Source organism: Micromonospora sp. WMMD736 (assembly GCF_049179015.1).
GTDB lineage: Bacteria > Actinomycetota > Actinomycetes > Mycobacteriales > Micromonosporaceae > Micromonospora.
In genome coordinates this window covers 5078624-5100822 of the sequence record NZ_JBMHMI010000001.1, presented here as the reverse complement: position 1 = coordinate 5100822, position 22199 = coordinate 5078624, and the positions used below count along the sequence as shown (strand labels likewise).

Here is a 22199-nt window from a genome sequence, read left to right as displayed (position 1 = left end):
AACCAACCCGTCCGAGCGAGACCCGACTGAGTCGAGATTCCTGGCTTGATGGAGGGTGATGGCGTACATGGGCCAGGTACTGGTGCCGAGGAAATCAGCCGCTTCTAGCGCCTGCCGGGTAGCGCCCTATGCCGCACCAGGTCGTTCCGCGAGGCGGCGGAGCTGCCCTCGTTGTGCTTCAGCTCGGCCGGACCGAGCCACGCCTGCAGAGCCCAAGCACACGAGCACAGCAGCGTGCTTGTGCGACCAGCGAGTAGGCGACCTAGGCAGAGAAGCCGCAGGTCAGCGGCCTGCGGTATGTCGCCGTGATTGAGCTGTGCCGGCGCGTCGCAGCGGGCCAGCAGACTGTCCAGAGCCTCTCGCTGGCCCTCACTGAGGTACCCCTCGGCCTGGTACCGAGCCACGCGCTCGGAGTAGTCGAAGGTGGGCGAGAACCGGGCGGCGGGGTAGGTCCACTCGTTCAACGCGGCGATGCAGTCCAGGATGGCATCGACCTCCCGGGTATCGAGCTCCCGCTCGGGGTAGCGTTCGACCGCGACAGGCGATGCGTCGACCCATTCCAGGACCAGCAGCCGGTCACGGTCGCTATGGAGCAGCCGAGGAACACGGACCGGCGCGGTGGTGTCACCGAAGACCTCGTACACGTCCAGCTCGTGCCGCCACTTGGCCGCCCAGAACGGATCCGGGTCGATCAGGTATTTCGGCGCTGCCGGTTCGCCGCGGAACGAGTCTCGCGCCAGCAGGATCTTAGCCGTGCGCCGTAGCACCGTGTCGATGGTCAGCCCGATCGCGGCTGCTGAGCCGGGCAGATCAGGCGGCGTGTGCGACAACGGCGGTCTCCTTGATCGGGTCGATCAGCCGATGACGAAGGTCAGTCTCGGAGCATTCCGGTGCCAGAACGCGGTGATCTCTACGACGCAGCGTTGGACGTACTCGTCGTTGAGCGCCAGGCGTGCCAGGGAATGCCAGTACACATGACGGCGGTGTACAACCGGAAGTGCTGCGCCTTTGGCGTGCGGGCGGACCAGCGTCACCACATCTGTTCGATGCGAACCCGGACCACGCGATGCTGCTGGAACTGACCGCCTCGGACGGCGGAGAGACGCGGCCGGCCCGGTCCGCACGACGGACCGGGCCCGGCACCCGCCTCTGACGCTGCCGCCGTCACATGTTGATCATGTGCCCGGCCAGGCCGTGAATGGCCTCCTTGACCGCCTCCCCCAGGGTCGGGTGGGCGTGGACGTTGCGTGCCAGCTCGGTGACCGTCAGGTCCCACTGCTGAGCCAGAGTCAGTTCGGGCAGCAGTTCGGTGACATCCGGCCCGATCAGGTGACCGCCGATCAGCTCGCCGTGCTTCGCGTCGCTGATCAGCTTCACGAAGCCGGTGGTGTCGCCGAGGCCGTGCGCCTTGCCGTTGGCCATGAACGGGAACTTCGCGACCTGGACGTCATAGCCGCGCTCCCGGGCCTGCGCCTCGGTGTAACCGAAACTGGCCACCTGCGGCTGACAGTAGGTGGCTCGGGGAATCATCGCGTAGTCCAGCGCCATGGTCTCGGCACCGGCGATCGTCTCGGCGGCGACGATGCCCATCGCCTCAGCCGTGTGCGCCAGCATCAGCTTCGCCGTGACGTCGCCGATCGCGTAGATGTTCGCGACGTTCGTCCGGCATCTGTCATCGACCTCGATGGCGCCGCCCGCGGTGAGCCGTACACCGACCTTGTCCAATCCGTAGCCCTCGACGTTGGGTCGGAAGCCGATGGCCTGCAACACCTTGTCGCTCTCCAGCACCGAGGTCTGCCCCGCGCGGGAGACGGTGACGCGTACCTTGTCGCCGCTCTCGTCGATCTGCTCGACCTTGGTGCCGGTGAGCACGTCGATGCCCAGGCGCCGGTACTGCTTCTGGAGCTCGGCGGAGACCTCTTCGTCCTCCAGTGGAAGCATCCGGTCGAGGTACTCGACGATGGTCACCTGCACGCCGTAGTTGTGCATCACGTAGGCGAACTCGACACCGATCGCGCCCGCGCCGACAATGACGATGCTCTCCGGGAGCGTGTCGGTCAGGATCTGCTCCTCGTAGGTCACGACCCGCTCCGAGCGGGCGGTGCCCGGCAGCAGTCGCGGGGTGGCCCCCGCCGCGACGATGCAGTGCCCGAACGTGATGGTGCGGTCCTCCACCTGCAGGGTGCCGGCGTCGACGAAGGTACCCCGGCCGTGGATCTCGGTGATCCCGTTCTTCTTCATCAGGTAGTGGACGCCCTTGACCCGGCCGTCGGCCACCTTGCGGCTGCGCTGGTGGGCCACCCCGAAGTCGAAGGACACCTCGCCGGTGGTGGAGATCCCGAAGGTCTTCGCCTCGCGCGTGAAGATGTGCGCCAGCTCGGCGTTGCGCAGCAACGCCTTGGACGGGATGCATCCGACGTTGAGGCAGACTCCGCCCCAGTACTTCTCCTCGATGACCGCCGTCCGCAGGCCGAGCTGCGCGCCGCGGATGGCCGCGACGTAGCCACCGGGGCCGGCACCAAGAACGATCAGGTCAAAGTGATCGGTGCGGCGCTGAGGATCGTGATCTGCCACCGTTCCGCCCTTCCCTCGTCTACCAGGTCGCAGTTGGCGCGCCGCCAGGGCGGAACACCCTGGGGCGGCGCGGTTTCAGAACGTTACCGGAACGCTGAGTGGCACCCGGAAGATGTAGCTCGGTCTCCAGGCGATCTCCTCGGCCGGCACCGCGAGTTGCAGCTTGGGGAACCGCCGCAGCAATGTCTCGAGCGCCACGTGCAACTCGTGCCGGGACAGCTCGGAGCCGGGACAGTGGTGCGGCCCTCGTCCAAAGGCGATGTGGTGGTGCAGATTCGACCGGTGGATGTCCACCCTGTCCGGCACCGGGAATTCGCGGGGATCACGGTTGGCGGCAGCGAGCGAGAGCAGCACGGTGTCCCCGGCCGGGATGGTCACCGAACCGATCGTGACGTCCTCGGTGGCGAAGCGACGGACCCCGGTGTGCGCCGTGCCGTAGTAGCGGAGGACCTCCTCGATCGCGCGGGGCAGCAGTTCCGGCCGCGCCCGCACCTGCTCTAACAGCTCAGGATCGCGCAGTAGGGTGATCGCTCCCGCACCGATCATCCCGTACGTGGTGTCGTAGCCCCCGAACAGCAACACGAACGCCTGCCCGATCAACTCCTGTTCGGTCTGCCGCTCGCCGTTCTCGTCCTCCGCGGTCACCAGGTGGGACAGCAGGTCGTCCCCCGGCGTGGCGGTCTTCAGAGCGAGCAGCCGGTGCAGGAAGCCGACCATCTGTACGCCGGCCTCCTGCATGACGGCCGGATCCCCGCCGAACAACCCCTCCATCCATGCACCGAAGTCAGCCCGGTCGGCGTCCGGGACACCGAGGATGTCGCCGATGACGGTGATCGGCAGCGGTGCCGCCAGCGTCGGCATCAGGTCGGCCGAGCCGGAGCCGGCGATCGCGTCCAGCGACTGATCCACGATCTGCTGCATGTTCGGACGGAGCGCGGCGACGCGCTTCGGAAGGAAGGCGAAGTTGATGAAGCGACGCAGCCGGGTGTGCTCCGGGGGGTCCTCCGTCATCACGTTGCCGGAGCGCAGCGGTCCGGGCAGCACGTCCTGGACGTACCCCGGCCCCGCGTAGCGGACGCCGCGGGCGAAACGCTTGTCCGTGAGCGCCGCGCGCACCTCCTCGTAGCCGGTCAGCAACCACACCGGCACGCCGGTGGGAGTGGTGATGCGGTGCACCGGCGCCACGTCGTTGAGCTGGGCGTACCGACGGTACGGGTCGGCGAAGTAGTCCTCGTCGAACGGAGCCGTCAACGGTGATTCGGTCAGCAACGGTCATCCTTTCTCAAAACTGTCGCTCTGCTAGGCAGAGGCGCTCTCCTGCTTGGCGGCCGTCTGCACCGGCGCGGGAGCCGGCCGCGGGCCTGGGATCGCCAGTGCCACCAGGGCGCCGGCCGCCGCGACCGCGACCGAGATCCACAGGCCCGGCACCATGCCGTCGGTGAAGGCCGCCGCGCTGCCGAAGCCTCCGTTCACGGCGAAGACACTGGCCAGCACGGCGATACCGCACGCGCCACCCAGCTCGCGCACCGTGGTGTTGGCACCGGACGCCGTGCTGAAGTCGGCCGGGCCCACGGCGGAGAGCACCACGGTGGTGATCGGCGCGAAGACCAGACCCATGCCGGTACCGGCCAGGATGAACGGCACGACGAACAGGCCCGGCGCCGCGTCGGGCGACACGACCAGGGCGAACGAGGCCACCCCGGCGGCACAGAGCGCCAGGCCGATCGCGACCAACCGGCTGCCGCCGATCCGGCCGGCGATGGCGCCGGCCTTCGGGGCCACCAGCATCGGCATGATCGACCAGGGCAGCGTCCACAGGCCGGCGGCCAGGGCACTGCGCCCCTGGGCGAACTGGAGGAACTGGGCGATCAGGAAGACCGCGCCGAACATGGCGAAGTAGACCGCCCACGAGATGACGTTCGCGAGAACGAACGCTCGGCTGCGGTAGAAGCGCAGCGGCAGCAGCGGATCGGCGGCCCGCTTCTCCCACAGCACGAAGACCACGAGCAGTACGGCGGCGCCGACGAACGCGCCCAGCACGGCGGCGGACGTCCAGCCCCGGTCCGGCGCGGACAGGACGGCCCAGACCAACGCGAGCACCGCCACGCCAGCGAGCAGGATGCCGAGCACGTCGAGCCTGCGGGGAAGCCGCTCGGACTCGTTCAGGCCGCGCAGCGCGAGCGGCAGGGCGACGATGCCGACCGGGACGTTGATCAGGAAGATCCAGTGCCAGCTGAGGCCTGTCGTGATCGCACCGCCCAGCAGTGGCGCCACCGCGACCGCAAGGCTGCTCACCCCGGCCCACAGCCCGATCGCCGCACCCCGGCGCTCCGGCGGCACAGCGGTGGCCAGCAGGGTGAGCGACAGGGGCATGATGGCGGCCGCACTGACACCCTGCAGCGTCCGGAACAGGATCAACAGTTCCGCCGAGCCGGCCAGGCCCGCCCCGATCGAGGTCAGGGTGAAGGCCACGATGCCGATCAGGAACACCCGACGGCGGCCGAACCGGTCCCCGAGGCCCGCGGCCGCCAGCAGGCACGCCGCGAAGGCGAGGATGTAGGAGTTGCTCACCCAGCCCAGCTCGGTGAGTGAGGCGCTCAGATCATTCCGGATCTCGTTGAGCGCGTTGGTGACCACCAGGTTGTCGAGGGCGACCATGAACATCGGCAGCGACGCCGCGAACACGGACAGTCCAAACGAGCGGGTCCGAGGTTGCGAGGACAACGGGTATCTCCAGGGGATCGATGGTCAGACACGTGTCGTGGTGCTGGAAGTGACTCCAAGGCCGGCGATGACGGCCTGGGCGACCTGCGGAAGCAGGCCGTTGAGGTAGAAGTGACCGCCGGGGAACCAGCGCACCGTGCAGGCCGCCGTCGTGTGCTCTCGCCACGCCTCGGCCTCCTGCCGGGTGACCTGCGGGTCCTCGGTGCCGTTCAGCACGATCAGCGGACAGTGCACGGCGGTGTTGGGAACGGCACGATAGGTCTCGATGGCAGTGTAGTCACCGCGGACCGCCGGCAGGATCATCTGCACCATCTCATCGTCGTCGAGTACCCGCAGGTCGGTGCCGCCGAGGCTGCGGATCGCATCGACCAGACCGTGGTCGTCGCGAAGATGGATCCGATCATCGCGGTACGTGCTCGGCGCCCGCCGGCCCGACACGATCAGCGCCACCGGCTCGACGCCCTCCGCCTGCAGGCGCAGCGAGACCTCGTACGCGAGAGTGGCGCCCATGCTGTGACCGAACAGTGCCATCGGCCGCTGCCCGGCCAACGGCAGCAGCACCGCGGTGACCTCGTCGGCCAGCACCTCCACCCGGGTCCGCACCGGCTCACGGCGTCGGTCCTGCCGGCCCGGGTACTGCACGGCGAGCATGTCGAGCGGCGGTGCGACGTGGGCCGTGAGCGGCTGCCAGGCGCTCGCAGCCGCACCCGCGTGCGGGAAGCAGACCAGGCTGAGTCCGCTGTCGACGGCCGGTCCGTACCGGCGTAGCCAGACACCCTCCCGCTCGGTCAGGTCAAGAACGCTCATCGGGCATCGATCACCTCTCGTGGTGCGGGCATGGACGGGTCGGTGACCCGGTCGGCGGTCCAGGCTGCGACCGCCCGGGCCGTGCTCTCCGCGTGCTCGGCGAGCACACTGAAGTGGTCGCCGGGCACGTCGGCGACGGTGCCGGCGTACTCCCACGACGGCGGTCGACCGGGATCGTCGGCGGCGCGCAACAGCAACGTCGGGACGGTGACCGGCTCGGGCACCCAGCTGCGGAAGAGGTCGAGGTAGCGGCCCATCGCGAGCAGGCGCGCGTCGGTCAACTCAGCGAACGGACCGTCCACTCCGGTGAGCTGCTCGGCCATCCGGGGCAGGGCGAGGTGGTCGGCGTTCCTGGAGTAGGTGTCGACGAGGACCACGCCGGACGGCGGACGGCCGGCGGCGGCCATCCGGGCCCCGACGGCGTGTGCCAGCCAGCCACCGGACGACCGGCCGAGCAGCAGCGGAGCCGGGGCCCCGATCGGCGCGACCGCGGCGGCCAGCGCCTCGACCAGAGCGTCCCGGTCTCCCGGCAACTCCTCCCCGGCGCGGTAACCGGGTAGCGGCACGGCCCACACCTCCCGTTGGCCACGCAGTGCGCCCGCGAACCGCAGGTACTCCGGCGGACCGGAGGTGGCGCCGAGCGACGGGAAACAGACCACCGGCGGCCCGTCGTGCCCCTCGGCCAGACGGATCGGGTCGACCGCGGCCGGCGACGCGTCGATCGCGGGTACGAGCCCCGAGGCCGCGATGAGCAGATCGGCCGCGGCACCAGAGCGACCGGTCGCCACCGCATGCCGGAACAGCGTCGCCAGGGTGGAGCCTCCGTCCTGCCCGGCATCGTCACCGGTCAACCGATCGGCGAGTTCGGTAGCGAGCGCCTGCGGGGTCGGATGGTCGAACACCAGGCTCGCGGGCAGTGGTCGGCCGAGCACCTCACCGAGCCGGTTGCGCAGCTGCACGGCGGTGATCGACTCGAAGCCGAGATCGGTGAACCGCCGGTCGTCGGTGACCTCCTGTTGGTCCGGGTGACCCAGTACAGCGGCCGCCTCGGCCCGGACCATCGACAGCAGGGCGGCGCGACGCTCGGGCTCCGGCAGGGCGGCCAGCCGTGGGCCGGTCGGCGCCGGAGCGGACCGCCGGACCCGGCGACGAACCGGGGTCGGGCCGGGCTCGGTACCGCCCGTCGCCGGCTCGGCGGTCCGCAGGCTCACCGCCCCGGCGGTCAACACCCGCGCACCGGAGACGTCCGACATAGCGAGGGTGATCGTGCCGGAGTCCGTCGGTGCGATCCGGACCCGCACCTCGGTTGCTCCGCGGCGGTGCAGCGTCACGTCCTCCCAGCGCGCCGCCGACGGCGACGGTCCGCCGGCGCCGGACAACACGGTGAGGCCCAGTGCGGCGGTGATGAGCACCGGGTTCACCGAGTCGGTGGACTCCGGGGCCCGTAGTTCGGCGACGAGCGCGGCGCCGTCACGCCAGACGGCCTGCACCGCCTCCGCCGCTGGGGGGTCGAGACGCGCGTCCACCTCGTCGAGCCCGATCGGTTCGGCGCGCGGTGGCGGCCACGCCGTCGCCGGCAGAGCGGTCCCGGTCGGCTCGGCGGCGAGCGATCCGCTGGCGGCCACCGTCCAAGGCGTGCCCAGCGGGGCTCCGACGGGCTGGACCAGCAACCGCAGCGCCCCGTCCGGGTCGACCTCCCCGCGCACCCGGAGGTCGCCCGCCGCCACGGTTGCGGGGTCCGTCACCTCCAGCCGGGCGAGGCCAGCGGCGCCGGCCAGGTCGGCGGCGGTGACGGCCACCTCGAACAGCGCGGCGGCGGTGAGCGGGCCGGCCATCCGGCCCAGCAGATGCAGACCGTTGCCGTCCGCACTCCCGGTCACCGCACCGACCACCGGATGGTCGACCGGTTCCAGACCGATCGAGCCGACGTCACCGCTGCGGCGCCCCTCCCCGAGCCAGTACGAGCGCCGCTGGAACGCGTACGTGGGCAGCTTGACCAGCCGGGCGTCGCCGTAGGCGGCAGTCCAGTCCACCGGCACCCCGCGCACGTACGCCTGGGCCACGGAGCGCAGGAACTGCGCCGACGTGCCCTGGTCGCGCAGGAGTGAGCCGATCGCCACCGCACCCGCGCCCGCGTCCGCGACGGTCTCGCTGAGGCCGAGCGTGAGCACCGGGTGCGGCGAGACCTCGACGAGTACGGACACACCACGATCCAGCACCGCCCGGGCCGCACTGTCGAGCGCGACGGTCTCCCTCAGGTTGCGGTACCAGTACGCCGGACCCAGCTCGCTGGTGTCGAGGAGATCGCCGGTGACCGTCGAGCAGAACGGGACGTCCGACGGCCGGGGCTCGATGCCCGCCAGCTCGGCGAGCAACGTCTCCCGGATGCTCTCCACGTGAGCCGAGTGGGAGGCGTAGTCGACCTGGATCCGGCGGGCGCGTACGCCTTCGGCGGTGAGTCGGGCCACGAGGTCGTCGAGCGCGTCGGCGGTACCCGAGACGACTGTCGAGCCGGGACCGTTGATCGCGGCGATCGACAGCTCGCCCCGGTACTCCGCCAGCCGGGCGGCCAGTCCGGCGGCGTCGAGCGCCACCGAGGCCATCCCGCCGGTGCCGGCGATCGACCGGATGATCCGGCTGCGGACGGCGACGACCCGGGCGGCATCGGGCAGGCTGAGCGCCCCGGCGACACAGGCGGCGGCGATCTCACCCTGCGAGTGGCCGATCACGGCGGAGGGCCGCACCCCGTACGACTCCCAGAGCGCGGCCAGGGCGACCATCATCGCGAACAGCACCGGCTGCACGACATCGACCCGATCCAGGCCGGGCTCCCCCGGATCGCCGCGCAGCACCCCGAGCAGCGACCAGTCGGTGTGCGGTCGCAGCGCCGCCTCGCAGTCGAACAACCTGCTGCGGAAGACCTCCGACTCGGCCATCAGCGCAGTCGCCATCTCCGGCCACTGGGAGCCCTGGCCGGGGAAGACGAAGGCCACCTCCGCCAGGTCCCCGTTCGCCGTACCGGTGATGACGTCGGGCGCGGGCTCACCGGCGGCGAGGGTGTCGAGCAGCTCCGCCGGATCGGCGCCGATCAGGACGGCGCGGTTCTCCAGCCGGGAGCGGGTGGTCGCCAGGGAAAGGCCGACGTCCCGGGGATCGAGATCCGGGTGCCGGGCGAGGTGATCCCGCAGACGGGACGCCTGGTCCCGTAGTGCGGCCTCGGTGCGGCCGTGGATCGGCCACGGCACCGGCTGCCCGGTGGCCGGGGACGACGGCACGACTTCGGGCCGCTCCGCCGGCTCCTCCAGGATCACGTGGGCGTTCGTACCGCTCATCCCGAACGACGAGACCGCGGCCCGGCGGACCCGACCCTCGATGGTGGGCCAGGGTTGCTGCTCGGTGAGCAGCCGCAGGCCCCCGGCGTCCCAGTCGACGTGCGGCGACGGCTCGTCCACGTGCAGGGTGGCCGGCAACGTGTCGTGCCGCATCGCCATGATCATCTTGATCACCCCGGCCACGCCGGCGGCGGCCTGGGTGTGGCCGATGTTGGACTTCAGCGACCCCAGCCAGACCGGATCGGCGGTGCCGCGCTCCCGGCCGTACGTGGCGAGCAGCGCGGACGCCTCGATCGGATCGCCCAGCCGGGTACCGGTCCCGTGCGCCTCCACCACGTCCACCTCGGACGCCGACAGGCCGGCAGCGGCCAGCGCGGCCCGGATCACCCGCTGCTGGGCCTGCCCGTTCGGGGCGGTCAGGCCGTTGGAGGCGCCGTCCTGGTTGACCGCCGAGCCCCGTACGACGGCGAGCACCGGATGACCATTCGCCCGCGCGTCGGAGAGCCGCTCAAGGAGCAGCAGGCCGGCGCCCTCGCCCCAGCCGGTGCCGTCCGCGCCCGCCGCGAACGCCTTGCACCGTCCGTCGCGGGCCAGGCCGCCCTGGCGGCTGAACTCGATGAACGGCCCCGGTGACGACATCACCGTCACCCCGCCGGCCAGCGCCAGCCGGCATTCACCGGCCCGCAGCGAGTGCGCGGCCAGGTGCAGCGCCACCAGTGAGGACGAACAGGCGGTGTCGATGGTGACGGCCGGCCCCTGCAGGCCGAGGACGTACGCCACTCGCCCGGACGCGACGCTGCCCGCGGTGCCGGTGCTGAGGTGGCCGCCGAGATCGTCCGGTACGGCGCTGAGCCGGGTCGCGTAGTCGTGGTGGATCAGACCGGCGAAGACCCCGACCTCCTCCCCACTCAGCGAGAGCGGATCCATGCCGGCGTCCTCGACCGCCTCCCACGACGTCTCCAGTAGCAACCGCTGCTGGGAGTCCATCGCGAGCGCCTCACGCGGCGAGATGCCGAACAGGCCCGGATCGAAGTCCGGGGCCTCGTGCAGAAACCCACCTCGCAGCGTGTGCGAGGTGCCGGGGGCGGCGGGGTCACCGGTCAGGGCGTTCAGGTCCCAGCCACGGTTGTCCGGAAAGCCGCTGAGGGCGTCACGCCGCTGGGCGACCAGCTCCCACAGGTGGTCCGGCGACTGGACGCCGCCGGGGAAGCGGCAGCTCATACCGATGATCGCGACCGGCTCGGCCGCCCTCTCCTCGCTCTCCCGCAGCCTGCGCTTGGTGTCGCGCAGTTCGGCCGTGGCCCGCTTCAGGTACTCGAGCAGTTTCTCTTCATTGCTCACGCTGACAGCTCCCCGTATCCACCCGGTCAGGAGTTCTCGAACTCGGAGTCGAGGAGATCGAAGATCTCCTCGGCGGTGGCCGATTCCAGCTCCGCTCCCCCGGTGTCGGTCTCCGCCTCGCCCGCCCAGCGGGCCAGCACCGAGCGCAGCCGCGCCGCGAGGGCCGGATCGGGAGCCGCGGTGCGCAGCGCCTCCTCGAGGCGGTCGACCTGGTCGTGGAGCGCCGGGGCCGGCTCGGCGGCCGGTTCCGACGGGCCGACCTGGTCGGCCAGCTCACCGGCGAGCGCCGCCGGGGTCGGGAAGTCGAACACCACGGTCGACGGCAGCCGGAGCCCGGTCGCCAGGCCGATGCGGTTGCGCAGTTCCAGGGCGGTCAGCGAATCCAGGCCCAGATCCTTGAAGGTCCGGTTGGGCCCGACCTCGGCAGCTGAGGCGTGGCCGAACACCGTGGCGGCGTTCGCCCGGATGATCCCCAACAGCGCCCGCTGCCGCTCCTGCCTCGGAAGCCCGGACAGGTCGGTCACCGGTGCGACCGCCGGACCGGCGGGCCGGGGGGCCGGTCGCACCAGGCCGCGGAGCAGCGGCGCCACCGACGTGCTCCGGCCGAGATCCAGCCGGGCCGGTACGAGCACCGGCCGCGGCACGCCGATCGCCATGTCGAGGAGGCCGAGTGCCTCCTCGGTGCCGAGCGCCGTCAGCCGTCGACGGTCGGCCTGCGCACTGATCGTGCTCTCCTGCGCCCACAGGCCCCAGGCGAGCGAGAGAGCCGGCCGGCCCTGCGCACGACGCGCGGTGGCGAGTGCGTCGAGGTACGCGTTCGCGGCGGCGTAGCTGCCCTGGCCGGGGTTGCCGAAGACACCGGCCGCCGAGGAGAACAGCACGAACGCGGCGAGATCCTCGTCCCGGGTCAGCTCGTGCAGGTGTCGCGCGGCGTCCGCCTTGGGACCGAGCACAGTGGTCAGCCGATCGGGGTCCAGTGCGGTCACCACACCGTCGTCGAGCACCGCTGCGGTGTGGACCACCGCGGTCAGCGGATGCTCAGCGGGCACCGTCGCCAGCACGGCAGCCAACTGGTCGCGGTCGGACACGTCACAGGCCACGATCCGGACCTCGGCGCCTACCTGCTCGGAACTCAGCTCGGCGGCGCCGGGCGCGTCCGGACCGCGCCGGCTGAGTAGCAGCAGCCGACGTACCCCGTGCGCCCGGACCAGGTGACGGGCCAGCACCGCGCCCAGCGCCCCGGTGCCGCCGGTGACCAGGACGGTTCCATCGGGGTCCAGCGGGGCTGGCACGGTCAGCACGATCTTGCCGACGTGCCGGGCCTGGCTCATGAAGCGGAACGCCTCGGGTGCACGCCGCACGTCCCAGGCGGTGACCGGCAACGGCCGCAGCGCACCGTCCCCGAAGAGCTGGACCAGGGCGTCGAGCATATGCCCGATCCGGTCCGGCCCGGCGTCGAGCAGGTCGAAGGCGGTGTAGCGCACGCCGGGGTAGGCCTCCGCCACGTCCTGCGGACGCCTGATGTCCGTCTTGCCCATCTCGACGAACCGGCCTCCCGGTGCCAGCAACCGCAGCGACGCGTCGACGAACTCGCGGGCGAGCGAGTCCAGCACCACGTCCACGCCGCGACCCCCGGTGGCCGCCCGGAAGGAGTCCTCGAAATCCAGCGTCCGTGACGACGCGAGGTGCGCCGCGTCGAGACCGAGGCGGTGCAGCACATCCCACTTGCCGGGGCTGGCGGAGGCGTACACCTCGGCACCGAGGTGGCGCGCGAGTTGCACGGCCGCCATGCCGACACCGCCCGCTGCGGCGTGGATCAGTACCGACTCCCCGGCCCGCAGCTCGGCCAGTTCGACCAGACCGTAGTAGGCCGTGAGGAAGGTGATGGGCACACCGGCGGCCTCGGCGAAGGACCAGCCGCGCGGGATCGGCGCGACCGTCCGGTGATCCGCGACCGCCTCCGGACCGAACGCGCCGTCGAAGATGCCCATCACGCGATCACCCACGGCCAGGCCGGTCACGCCCGGTCCGACCTCGGTGACCACGCCGGCACCCTCGCCGCCGAGGACGAAGTCGCCCGGGTACATGCCGAGGGTGAGCAACACGTCCCGGAAGTTGAGGCCGGCCGCGCGAACGGAGATGCGTACCTGACCGGCGTCCAGCGGTTCGCGCGGCGCCGCCACGACGGCGAGGTTCTCCAGCGTCCCCTTGCCGGACAGTCCGAGCCGCCACTCGCGCTCGGGAGTCGCGAGCACACCGTCGAGCATCCCCGTGGCGAGCCGCGGCGCGAGGAGCGTTCCGGCTCGTACCGCGAGCTGCGGCTCGTCCTGTCGGACCGCTGCGGCCAGCAGGGCACCGGACACCGGGCCGTCGAGGTCGACCAGCACGAGGCGGCCCGGATTCTCCGCCTGCGCCGACCGGACCAGACCCCACACGGCCGCGGCGGCCGGGGCCGCGAGTGGCTCCTCCGCGCCGACCGCCACCGCCCCACGGCTGACCAGCACCAGCCGGGAGTCGGCGAAACGCTCGGCGGCCAGCCATTCCTGCACCAGGCGCAGCGCCGCTTCCAGCGCCGGAGCCGGATCGGCACCGGCGGGGCAGTCGACGAAGACGGCCGACGGTACCGGGTCCACCTCCGCCAGGCGTGCCCCACTTCGTACCGTGAAGCCCGCCTCCGCCAACGCCGCGGCGGTGCCGGCTCGGTCTTCACCTAGGACGACGTACTCACCGGGCGGCGTGGACGCCGCCTCGACCGGCGCCCAGTCGATCCGGTAGAGCGGCGCCCGATCCGGTACCTTTCCGGCCGGCAGCGCCCGCAGCACCAGCCGGCCCACGGTGACGACCGGCTGTCCCGCCTCGTCGTCGATGCGCAGCCGGACGCTCTCGCCGCCGGCCGGACCGAGCCGTACCCGCAGCGTGGTCGTCGCGGGCCCGTGCGCGGTCACGTCGTGCCAGGAGAACGGCAGACGTGTCCCGGCCGGCCCGTCCAACACGCCTCCGAGGGCGAGTGCGTGCAGCGCGGCGTCGAGAGCGGCCGGGTGGATGCCGTACCCCGCGACCGGGATGTCCGCCCCAAGCGTGACCTCGGCGAAGATCTCGTCGCCGGCACGTCGGGCGGCGCGCAGGCCACGGAAGGCGGGCCCGTACTCAAGGCCACCCTCGGCCATCCGGTCGTAGAGGTCCGCCACGTCGGCCGGGTCGCCACTCCCGGCCCACGGGATCGGTTCGGCGGGATCGCTGCGCGCGTCGAGCAGCCCGGTCGCGGTACGGGTCCAGGCAGGGTCGGTGGCGTCGGCCGAACGCGAGTGCACACTCAGCGCGAACGTCCCCTGCTCGTCCTGCTCGGCGACACGCAGCAGCAGCTCCACCGCGCCGTCCGGCGGGAGCACCACGGGCGCCTCGATGACCAGCTCAGCCAGCCGGGTGGCGCCGGCCTGGCGGCCGGCCTCGAGGGCCATCTCAACCAACGCGGCACCCGGCACCAGGATCTCGCCGCCCACCCGATGGTCAGCCAGCCATGGCTGCGTGGCGACCGAGAGCCGCGTGGTGAGCAGGACGGCGGCGTTGTCCGGCAGCGCGAGCCGGCCGGACAGCAGCGGGTGCCCGACCGCGCTGAACCCGGCGCCCAACCCCGTCTCCGGGGGCACGTCGAGCCAGAACCGGGTGCGTTGGAAGGGATAGGTCGGCAGGTCGATCCGGTGCGTGCCGTCGCCGACGAACGCGTTCCAGTCCGTGAAAGCCCCGGCGAAGGCCGCCCAGTCGGGGCTGGTCCCACGAACGTGAAGGGCAGCGACCGCGGCCGCCGCCGTGGCGGTCTCCCCCTGCTCACGACGGAGGAGCGGGACGAAGGTGGCGTCCTCGTCCGCCGCGAGGCAGTGCTGCCCCATCGCCGTGAGCACCCCGTCGGGGCCCAGTTCGAGGAACGCGGTCATCCCGTCGGCCAGCAACTGCCGGACGCCGTCGTGGAACCGTACCGTCGAACGCACCTGATCCACCCAGTACTCGGCCGTGCCCATCTCGTCGCCGACCCGTCCGCCGGTCAGCGTCGAGACGATGGCGATGCGGGGCGGATGGTAGGTGATGCCCTGCGCGACGGCACGGAAGTCGTCGAGCATCCCGTCCATCCGAGCCGAATGGAATGCGTGGCTGACCTGGAGCCGGCGGGTGCGGCGGCCCAGCGCGGCGAAGTGGTCGCCCACCTCGGCGGCGGCCTGCTCGTCGCCCGAGATCACCACCGCGTTCGGACCGTTGACCGCGGCGATGGAGAGCTCTCCCGCACGGCCGGCGAGCAGCGGCTGGACCTCCTGCTCGGTGGCGACGACCGACACCATCACGCCACCCGACGGCAGCTGCTCCATCAGCCGGCCGCGGGCGGCGACCAGGGCAGCGGCGTCCGGCAGGGTGAGAACACCGGCGACGTGCGCGGCGGCCAGCTCGCCGATCGAATGACCGAGCAGCGCCGCAGGGGTTAAGCCCCAGCTCTGCACCAGCCGGAAGAGGGCGACCTCGACGGCGAAGAGGGCCGGCTGGGTCCACCCGGTGCGGTCGAGCAGGCCGTCCGGATCCTCCGCGGCCCACATGACGTCCCGGATCGGCCGCTCCAGGTGCGGGTCCAGGGCCGCCGCCACCTCGTCGAGGGCGGCGGCGAAGACCGGGTACGCGGCCGCAAGCTCGCGCCCCATGCCCAGCCGTTGCGCACCCTGGCCGGTGAACAGCATCGCCAGGCGGGGCGCGCTGCCGGACCGAGTTCCCGGTACCTCGCCGCGCGCGATCGCTGCCAGCCCCGCCAGCATCTCCTGGCGACCCCCGGGCGGCACGGCCACCCGGTGCTCCAGCGCGGCCCGACCGGTGAGCAGCGCGTGGGCGACGTCGTCCAGGACGACCTCGGCCTCGCCGTCGAGCCGGACGATGAGCCGGGCGGCCAGGTCACGCAGGGCCTGCTCGCTGCGGGCCGAGAGCACCCAGGGCAGCGTCGCCGGACGTTGCGGGTCGCCGGACGGAACCTCGCGCGGAGGCGCCGCCTCGATGATGACGTGGGCGTTCGTGCCGCTGATGCCGAACGAGGAGACCGCTGCCCGGCGTGGCCGGCCGGCCTCGACCCACTCCTGCTCGGCCGTGGCCAACTGCACGTGACCGGCAGCCCAGTCGACGTGTGGGGTCGGCGCGTCGACGTGCAGGGTGCGCGGGATCCGGCCGTGGCGCAGCGCCATCACCATCTTGATGATGCCGGCGACGCCGGCCGCGGCCTGAGTGTGGCCGATGTTCGACTTCACCGAGCCCAGCCACAGCGGCCGGTCCGCGTCGCGGTCCTGGCCGTACGTCGCCAGCAGCGCCTGCGCCTCGATCGGGTCGCCGAGCGAGGTGCCGGTGCCGTGCGCCTCGACCACGTCGACATCTGCGGGCGTGAGCCCGGCGGACGCCAGTGCGGCCCGGATCACCCGCTGCTGGGCGGGCCCGCTCGGCGCGGTGAGACCGTTGGAGGCGCCGTCCTGGTTGACCGCCGAGCCGCGGACCACGGCGAGGATGCGCCGGCCGTTGCGCAGAGCGTCCGAGAGTCGCTCGACCAACAGCACGCCGACACCCTCGCCCCACCCGGTGCCGTCGGCGGCCGCCGCGAAGGCCTTGCACCGCCCGTCTCCGGCGAGGCCGCCCTGCTTGCCGAAGTCCAGGAAGGTGGTGGGGGTGGACATGACCGTCACGCCGCCGGCAAGCGCCAGTTCACACTCACCACGGCGCAGCGCCTCCATCGCCAGGTGCAGGGCCACCAGCGAGGACGAGCAGGCGGTGTCCATGGTGATCGCCGGGCCCTCGAAGCCGTACAGGTAGGCGACCCGCCCGGAGACCATGCTGGCCGAGCCGCCCGTGCCGAGGTAGCCGGCCAGTTCCTCGGGGACCGACTTGAGCCGGCTCAGGTAGCTGGTCGACATCACTCCGGTGAAGACCCCGGTCCGCGATCCGCGCAGCCGGAGCGGGTCGATACCGGCGTCCTCGAAGGTCTTCCAGGTGGTTTCGAGCAGGAGCCGTTGCTGCGGATCGATGGCCACCGCCTCGCGGGGCGAGATGCCGAAGAAGCCGGCGTCGAACTCGGCCGCGTCGTGCAGGAACCCACCGACCGGCTCGAAGTCGGCGTTCCGCGGAATCCGCCAACCACGGTCACGCGGGAAGGCACCCATCGCGTCCGTCCCGGTGGCCACCAGCCGCCACAGGTCCTCCGCGGTGTGCACACCGCCGGGATAACGGCAGCCGATGCCGACGATGGCGATCGGCTCGTCGGAGCGCCCGGAAGTCACGTCCGGGAACGGGAACCCGGACCGCTGGTCTGCGGTCGCCGGCTCGTACCCCTCGAGCAGGTTCGCCGCGAGGGCGTCCGGCGTCGGGTGGTCGAAGACCAGTGTCGCCGGCAGTCGGTTGCCGGTCAGCTCGGTGAGCCGGTTGCGCAGTTCCATCGCCGTGAGCGAGTCGAAGCCCAGGTCCCGGAAGGCCGTGTCCGGCCCCACGACTTCCAGGCCCGCATGCCCGAGCACGTCGGCGACCTGGGCCCGCACCACGTCGAGCACCATCCGGTGGCGGTCCGCCTCGGGGGTCGCGGCGATCCGCTGCGCGAAGGTGTCGGCACCGGCGGCGGTCGTGGCGACCCGGCGGCGTGCCGCCGAGCGCGACGAGGCCGGGGACACCGCCCGGTCCAGCCGGATCGGGACCAGCACCGCCTCTCCGGTGGCCGGTGCCGCGTCGAAGGCGGCGAGGCCCTCCTCGGCGGAGAGCGGCAGCACTCCGGCGCGCGCCATCCGTCCGGCCCCGGCGCCGTCCAGCTCGTCGGCCATGCCACCGGCCCCCTTCCAGGGGCCCCAGGCGAGCGACAGCGCGGGCAGACCGGCGGCGCGGCGGCGGGTGGCGAGGGCGTCCAGGGCGGCGTTCGCGGCCGCGTAGCTCGCCTGTCCCGCCGCGCCCAGCACCCCGGCGGCCGACGAGAACAGCACGAATCCCGCAAGGTCGAGGTCGCGGGTCAGCTCGTCGAGGTGGACAGCGGCGTCCAGCTTGGGGCGGAGCACGGTGTCGATCCGCTGCGGCGTGAGGTTGCTCAGCGTCCCGTCGTCGAGCACACCGGCGGCGTGCAACACCGCGGTCAGAGGTCGCTCGGCCGGGATGTCCGCGAGCAACGCGGCCAGCGCGGCACGGTCGCTGATGTCGCAGGCGGCGAAGCGCACCGCGTCGCCGAGCTCGGCGGCGAGTTCGGCAGCACCCCGCGCGTCAGCTCCCTGCCTGCTGACCAACAGCAGATGGCGTACGCCGTGCACGGCCACCAGGTGCCGGGCGAACAGCCGGCCCAGCGCTCCCGTACCGCCGGTGAGCAGCACGGTGCCCTCCGGGTCGAACGCCCAGCCCGCACCGGTGCCGGCACCGGTCACCCGGACGACCTCCGGCGACTCGGCTCTGCCGTCGCGCAGGCGCACCTGGGGCTCTCCGGCGGCGAGCACGGCGGGTAGGCGCTCGTACGAGGCCGCAGAGCCGTCCACGTCGACGAGCGTGATCCGATCCGGGTTCTCCGCCTGGGCGGAGCGCACCAGGCCCCACACCGCGGCCCCAGCCACCGACCGCAGACCATCCCGCGTGATCACGGCCAGCCGGCCGGAGCGTTCCTCGGCGAGCCAGCGCTGGACCGTGTCCAGGGTCCGGTGGACCGCCTCCCGCACGTCACCGGTGACCGGAACCGCGGTGACGACCATGGCCGACGCCGGGTCGACCGGCCCGAGGGCGGCGCTGAGCTCGTCCGGAACCGCGCCGAGGAACGCGACACCGCCCGGGTGCCCGTCGACCACCGGCAGCGACCGCCACCGGACGGTGTGCAGGACGTCGCCGACGATGCCGGCGGACACCGGGCGCAGCGTGACGCGTCGCGCAGCCAGGACCGGCGCACCGGTCACGTCCGCAGCCTGCACCTCCCCGTCGGCGCCGAACCGGACCCGCAGCGCGGTCGCGCCGGAGGCGTACAGGACCACCGACCGGTAGGAGAACGGCACCGACGCCGTTCCGTCGCCCGTTCCGGCCAGGCCACTGACCTGGACCGCAGCGTCCAGCAGGGCCGGATGGATGCCGAACCCCTCGTCGGCGGCGGCATCGAGGACCAGCTCGGCGCAGACCGCGTCGCCGCTGCGCCAGGCGGTCCGCACCGCCTGGAACAGCGGACCGTACTCCAGGCCGGCGGAGGCGAGCCGGTCGTAGAAGTCGTCGACCGGCAGCGGCACCGACCCGGCCGGCGGCCACTGCCGCAGGTCGAACGTGGGCGGTGCGGTGGCGACCGCGAGCGTCCCACTTCCGTGCCGGACCCAGGGCTGCTCGTCACCGACCCGGGCGAAGACCCGGACGGCGTACACGCCCGTGTCCGTCTCCGGTTCCAACCAGACCTGCACGGTCACCTCGGCGCCGGGCTCGACCAGGAGCGGAGCTTCCAGGGTCAGTTCCTCGATCAGGTCGCAGCCGACCTGCTCGCCGGCCCGTAGCACCAGGTCGACGAGGGCGGATCCGGGCACGGTCACCGCGCCCCGGACCACATGCTCGGCGAGCCACGGCTGACTCCGCAGCGAGAACCGGCCGGTCAGCAGCACCGCGTCGTGGCCTGCCACGCTGACCGCCGCGGCGAGCATCGGGTGCCCCGTGCCGTCGAGCCCCAGGCCCGCAGCCGCGGCAGCCGCGTCCAGCAGCGGCGGCGCGTCCAGCCAGTGACGTTCCCGGTCGAAGGCGTACGTCGGCAGCCCGGACGGGTCCACCGGCGTGGCGCCGAAGTAGGCGGCCCAGTCGACCCGCGCACCCGCCGTGAACAGCCGGGCCAGGGCGGTACGCAGCGCCGCCGGTTCGGTCCGATCGCGGCGCAGGGTGGGGATCAGTTCGGCCGGATTCTCCTCGCCGAGGCTGTCCCGCCCCATCACGGTCAGCATCGAGACGGGCCCGAGCTCGAGGTACGTGCCGACGCCCTCCCGGTCGAGGCGCGCCATCACGTCCAGGAAACGGGACGCGTCGCGGATGTGCCGCACCCAGTAGGCGGGGTCCGCGACCGTGGCGAGGTCGAGCAGGTCGCCGGTGAGCGAGTCGACGACCGGAATGACCGGCTCGTGGAACGTCACGGTGGCGATGAAGTCCCGGAAGTCGGCGAGGATCGGATCCATGTGCGGGGAGTGGAAGGCGTGACCGACCCGGAGCTGCCGGATCACCCGCCCCTCGGCGGCCCAGCGTTCGCTCAACTCGTCGACGTAGGCGGCGTCCCCGGAAACGACGATCGAGCGCGGACCGTTGATCAGGGCGACGTCCACCCGGCCGGTACGGTCGGCGATCTGGTCACGGATCTCCTGTTCGGTCCCCTCCACGCCGACCATCGCCCCGCCCGGCGGGAGTGCGTTCATCAATTTGGCCCGGGTGGCCGCCACCAGCGCGGCGTCCGACAGGGACAGCACACCGGCGGCGTACAGCGCGGCCAGGTCACCGACCGAGCCGGCAGCGACGTAGTCGGGCTTGACTCCCCAGTGCGTGAAGAGTCGGAAGAGTGCCACTTCGAGCGCGAAGATGGCCGGCGACGAGTAACCGGTGGTGTCGAGCAGTGCCGCCTCGACGGTGCCGGGTCGTGCCCACATCACGTTCCGGATGGGATGTTCGAGGTGTGCGTCGAGCGCGGCGCACGCCTCGTCGAACGCCTCGGCGAAGACCGGGTGGTGCTCGTACAGCTCGCGGCCCATGCCCAGGCGCTGCGCACCCTGGAACGTGAAGAGGACGGCCAACTTGCCGGGGCGCCGGCTCACGGCCGGGGCGCTTCCGTCGGCCAGTGCGGCCAGTCCCCGCAGCAACTCCTCGCGGCTGTCCGGGGCGAGCGCCGCGCGGTGCCCGAAGGCGGCCCGGCCGGTGGCGAGCGTGGCCGCCACCACGGCGTCCGTGGCGTCCGGACGCTCGTTCAGGTGCCGCAGCAGCGCCCCCGCCTGGTTGCGCAGAGCGGGACCGGTGCGGGCGGAGAGCAGGAACGGCCCGTCCTGCGTCCGCGCGGCGGCGGGATCCTCCGCCGGCTCCGGCTCAGGTGCCTGTTCCAGGATGACGTGCGCGTTGGTACCGCTGATCCCGAACGAGGAGACGGCGGCGCGTCGGGGCTGGTCGGCCGGCCAGGGGTGGTTCTCCTGTAACAGGCGTACGGCGCCGACGCTCCAGTCCACCTGGGTGCTCGGGCGAGCGGCGTGCAGCGTCTTCGGCAGGGTCCGTCGGCGGATCGCCTCGACGACCTTGATCACCCCGGCCACCCCCGCGGCGGCCTGGGTGTGGCCGACATTCGACTTCACCGAACCCAGCCAGAGCGGCCGGTCCTCCGCACGGTCCTGGCCGTAGGTGGCGAGCAGGGCCTGCGCCTCGATGGGGTCACCGAGCCGGGTCCCGGTCCCGTGGGCCTCCAGCAGGTCCACGTCGGCGGGCCGCAGTCGTGCGTCGGCGAGCGCCTGCCGGATCACGCGCTGCTGCGAGGGGCCGTTCGGTGCCGTGAGGCCGTTCGACGCGCCGTCCTGGTTGACAGCGGTTCCCCGGACGACGGCGAGGATCTGCCGACCGTTGCGACGGGCGTCGGAGAGCCGCTCCAACAGGAGCATGCCGACTCCCTCGGCCCAGCCGGTGCCGTCCGCGTCCTCGGCGAACGACTTGCAGCGCCCGTCCGCGGCGAGCCCGCCCTGCTTGCTGAAGTCGACGAACGTGGCCGGGGTGGACATGACCGTGGCCCCGCCCGCGAGTGCCAGCGAGCACTCCCCCCGGCGCAGCGCCTGCACCGCGAGGTGGAGCGTGACCAGGGACGATGAACAGGCGGTGTCGACGGTGACCGCCGGGCCCTCGAAGCCGAAGGTGTACGCGATCCGCCCGGAGGCGATGCTGCCGGCGCTCCCGTTGCCGAGGTGTCCCTCGAGGCCGGGCGGTACGACCGGGAAGCGGGCGGCGTAGTCGTGGTACATCAGCCCGGCGAACACCCCGGTGGCCGTGCCGCGCAGGGCGGCGGCGTCGATCCCGGCCCGCTCGATCGCCTCCCACGACACCTCCAGCAGCAGGCGCTGCTGAGGGTCCACCGCCGTCGCCTCGCGCGGCGAGATGCCGAAGAACCCGGCGTCGAACTCGGCCGCGTCGTAGAGGAAGCCGCCCTCGCTGCGATAGCCGTCGGGTAGCTCGGCCGCCCAGCCCCGGTCCTCGGGGAAGGCGCCGACCGCGTCGACACCGGATTCCACCAGGTGCCAGAGCTGGTCGGGTGTGGTCACTCTGCCCGGGTAGCGGCAGCCGACGCCGACGATGGCGATGGGTTCGGCTGCAGCCCCCTCCACCTCTTCGAGACGGCGGCTCACCCTGCGCAGTTCCCCGGTGACCTTGCGCAGGTAATCGACGATCTTCGAGTCGTCGGTCATCTGTCACCCTTCC

At 72.4% G+C, this 22199-nt stretch carries 5 protein-coding genes and 2 pseudogenes; all 7 read right to left on the bottom strand.

The genetic code is table 11. The features are described 5' to 3' along the window. Nucleotides 1-104 precede the first annotated feature (104 nt). The gene (locus ACN269_RS22900) at nt 105-830 is read right to left on the bottom strand and encodes a hypothetical protein (RefSeq protein ID WP_421474344.1); all 726 of its coding nucleotides are present in this window, start codon (nt 828-830) and stop codon (nt 105-107) included. 334 nt (nt 831-1164) lie between these two features. Further along, nucleotides 1165-2574: a dihydrolipoyl dehydrogenase gene (gene lpdA / locus ACN269_RS22895; RefSeq protein ID WP_421474343.1), complete on the bottom strand. Its 1410-nt coding sequence runs from the start codon at nt 2572-2574 to the stop codon at nt 1165-1167. Nucleotides 2575-2649: 75 nt separating this feature from the next. Next, nucleotides 2650-3843 (bottom strand): cytochrome P450 family protein, encoded by a 1194-nt coding sequence (locus ACN269_RS22890; RefSeq protein WP_421474342.1) that lies wholly within the window; start codon nt 3841-3843, stop codon nt 2650-2652. Between the two features lie 30 nt (nt 3844-3873). Continuing rightward, a complete protein-coding gene (locus ACN269_RS22885; RefSeq protein ID WP_421474341.1) occupies nt 3874-5259 on the bottom strand; it encodes a DHA2 family efflux MFS transporter permease subunit in 1386 nt (461 codons plus the stop codon). 63 nt (nt 5260-5322) lie between these two features. Next, on the bottom strand, nt 5323-6105 hold the full coding sequence (locus ACN269_RS22880) for a thioesterase II family protein (RefSeq protein ID WP_421474340.1): 783 nt from the start codon (nt 6103-6105) through the stop codon (nt 5323-5325). Beyond that, nucleotides 6102-10778: pseudogene (locus ACN269_RS22875) on the bottom strand (acyltransferase domain-containing protein); the annotation flags it as partial. The gene ACN269_RS22880 and the pseudogene ACN269_RS22875, both read right to left, overlap by 4 nt. Nucleotides 10779-10804: 26 nt before the next feature. Further along, nucleotides 10805-22180, bottom strand: a pseudogene (locus tag ACN269_RS22870) (SDR family NAD(P)-dependent oxidoreductase); the annotation flags it as partial. Nucleotides 22181-22199: the final 19 nt, after the last annotated feature.

What these genes read in the sequence shown, in the direction of transcription:
- ACN269_RS22880 (WP_421474340.1), bottom strand. Translation starts at nt 6,105, where the DNA reads ATGAGCGTTCTTGACCTGACCGAGCGGGAGGGTGTCTGGCTACGCCGG.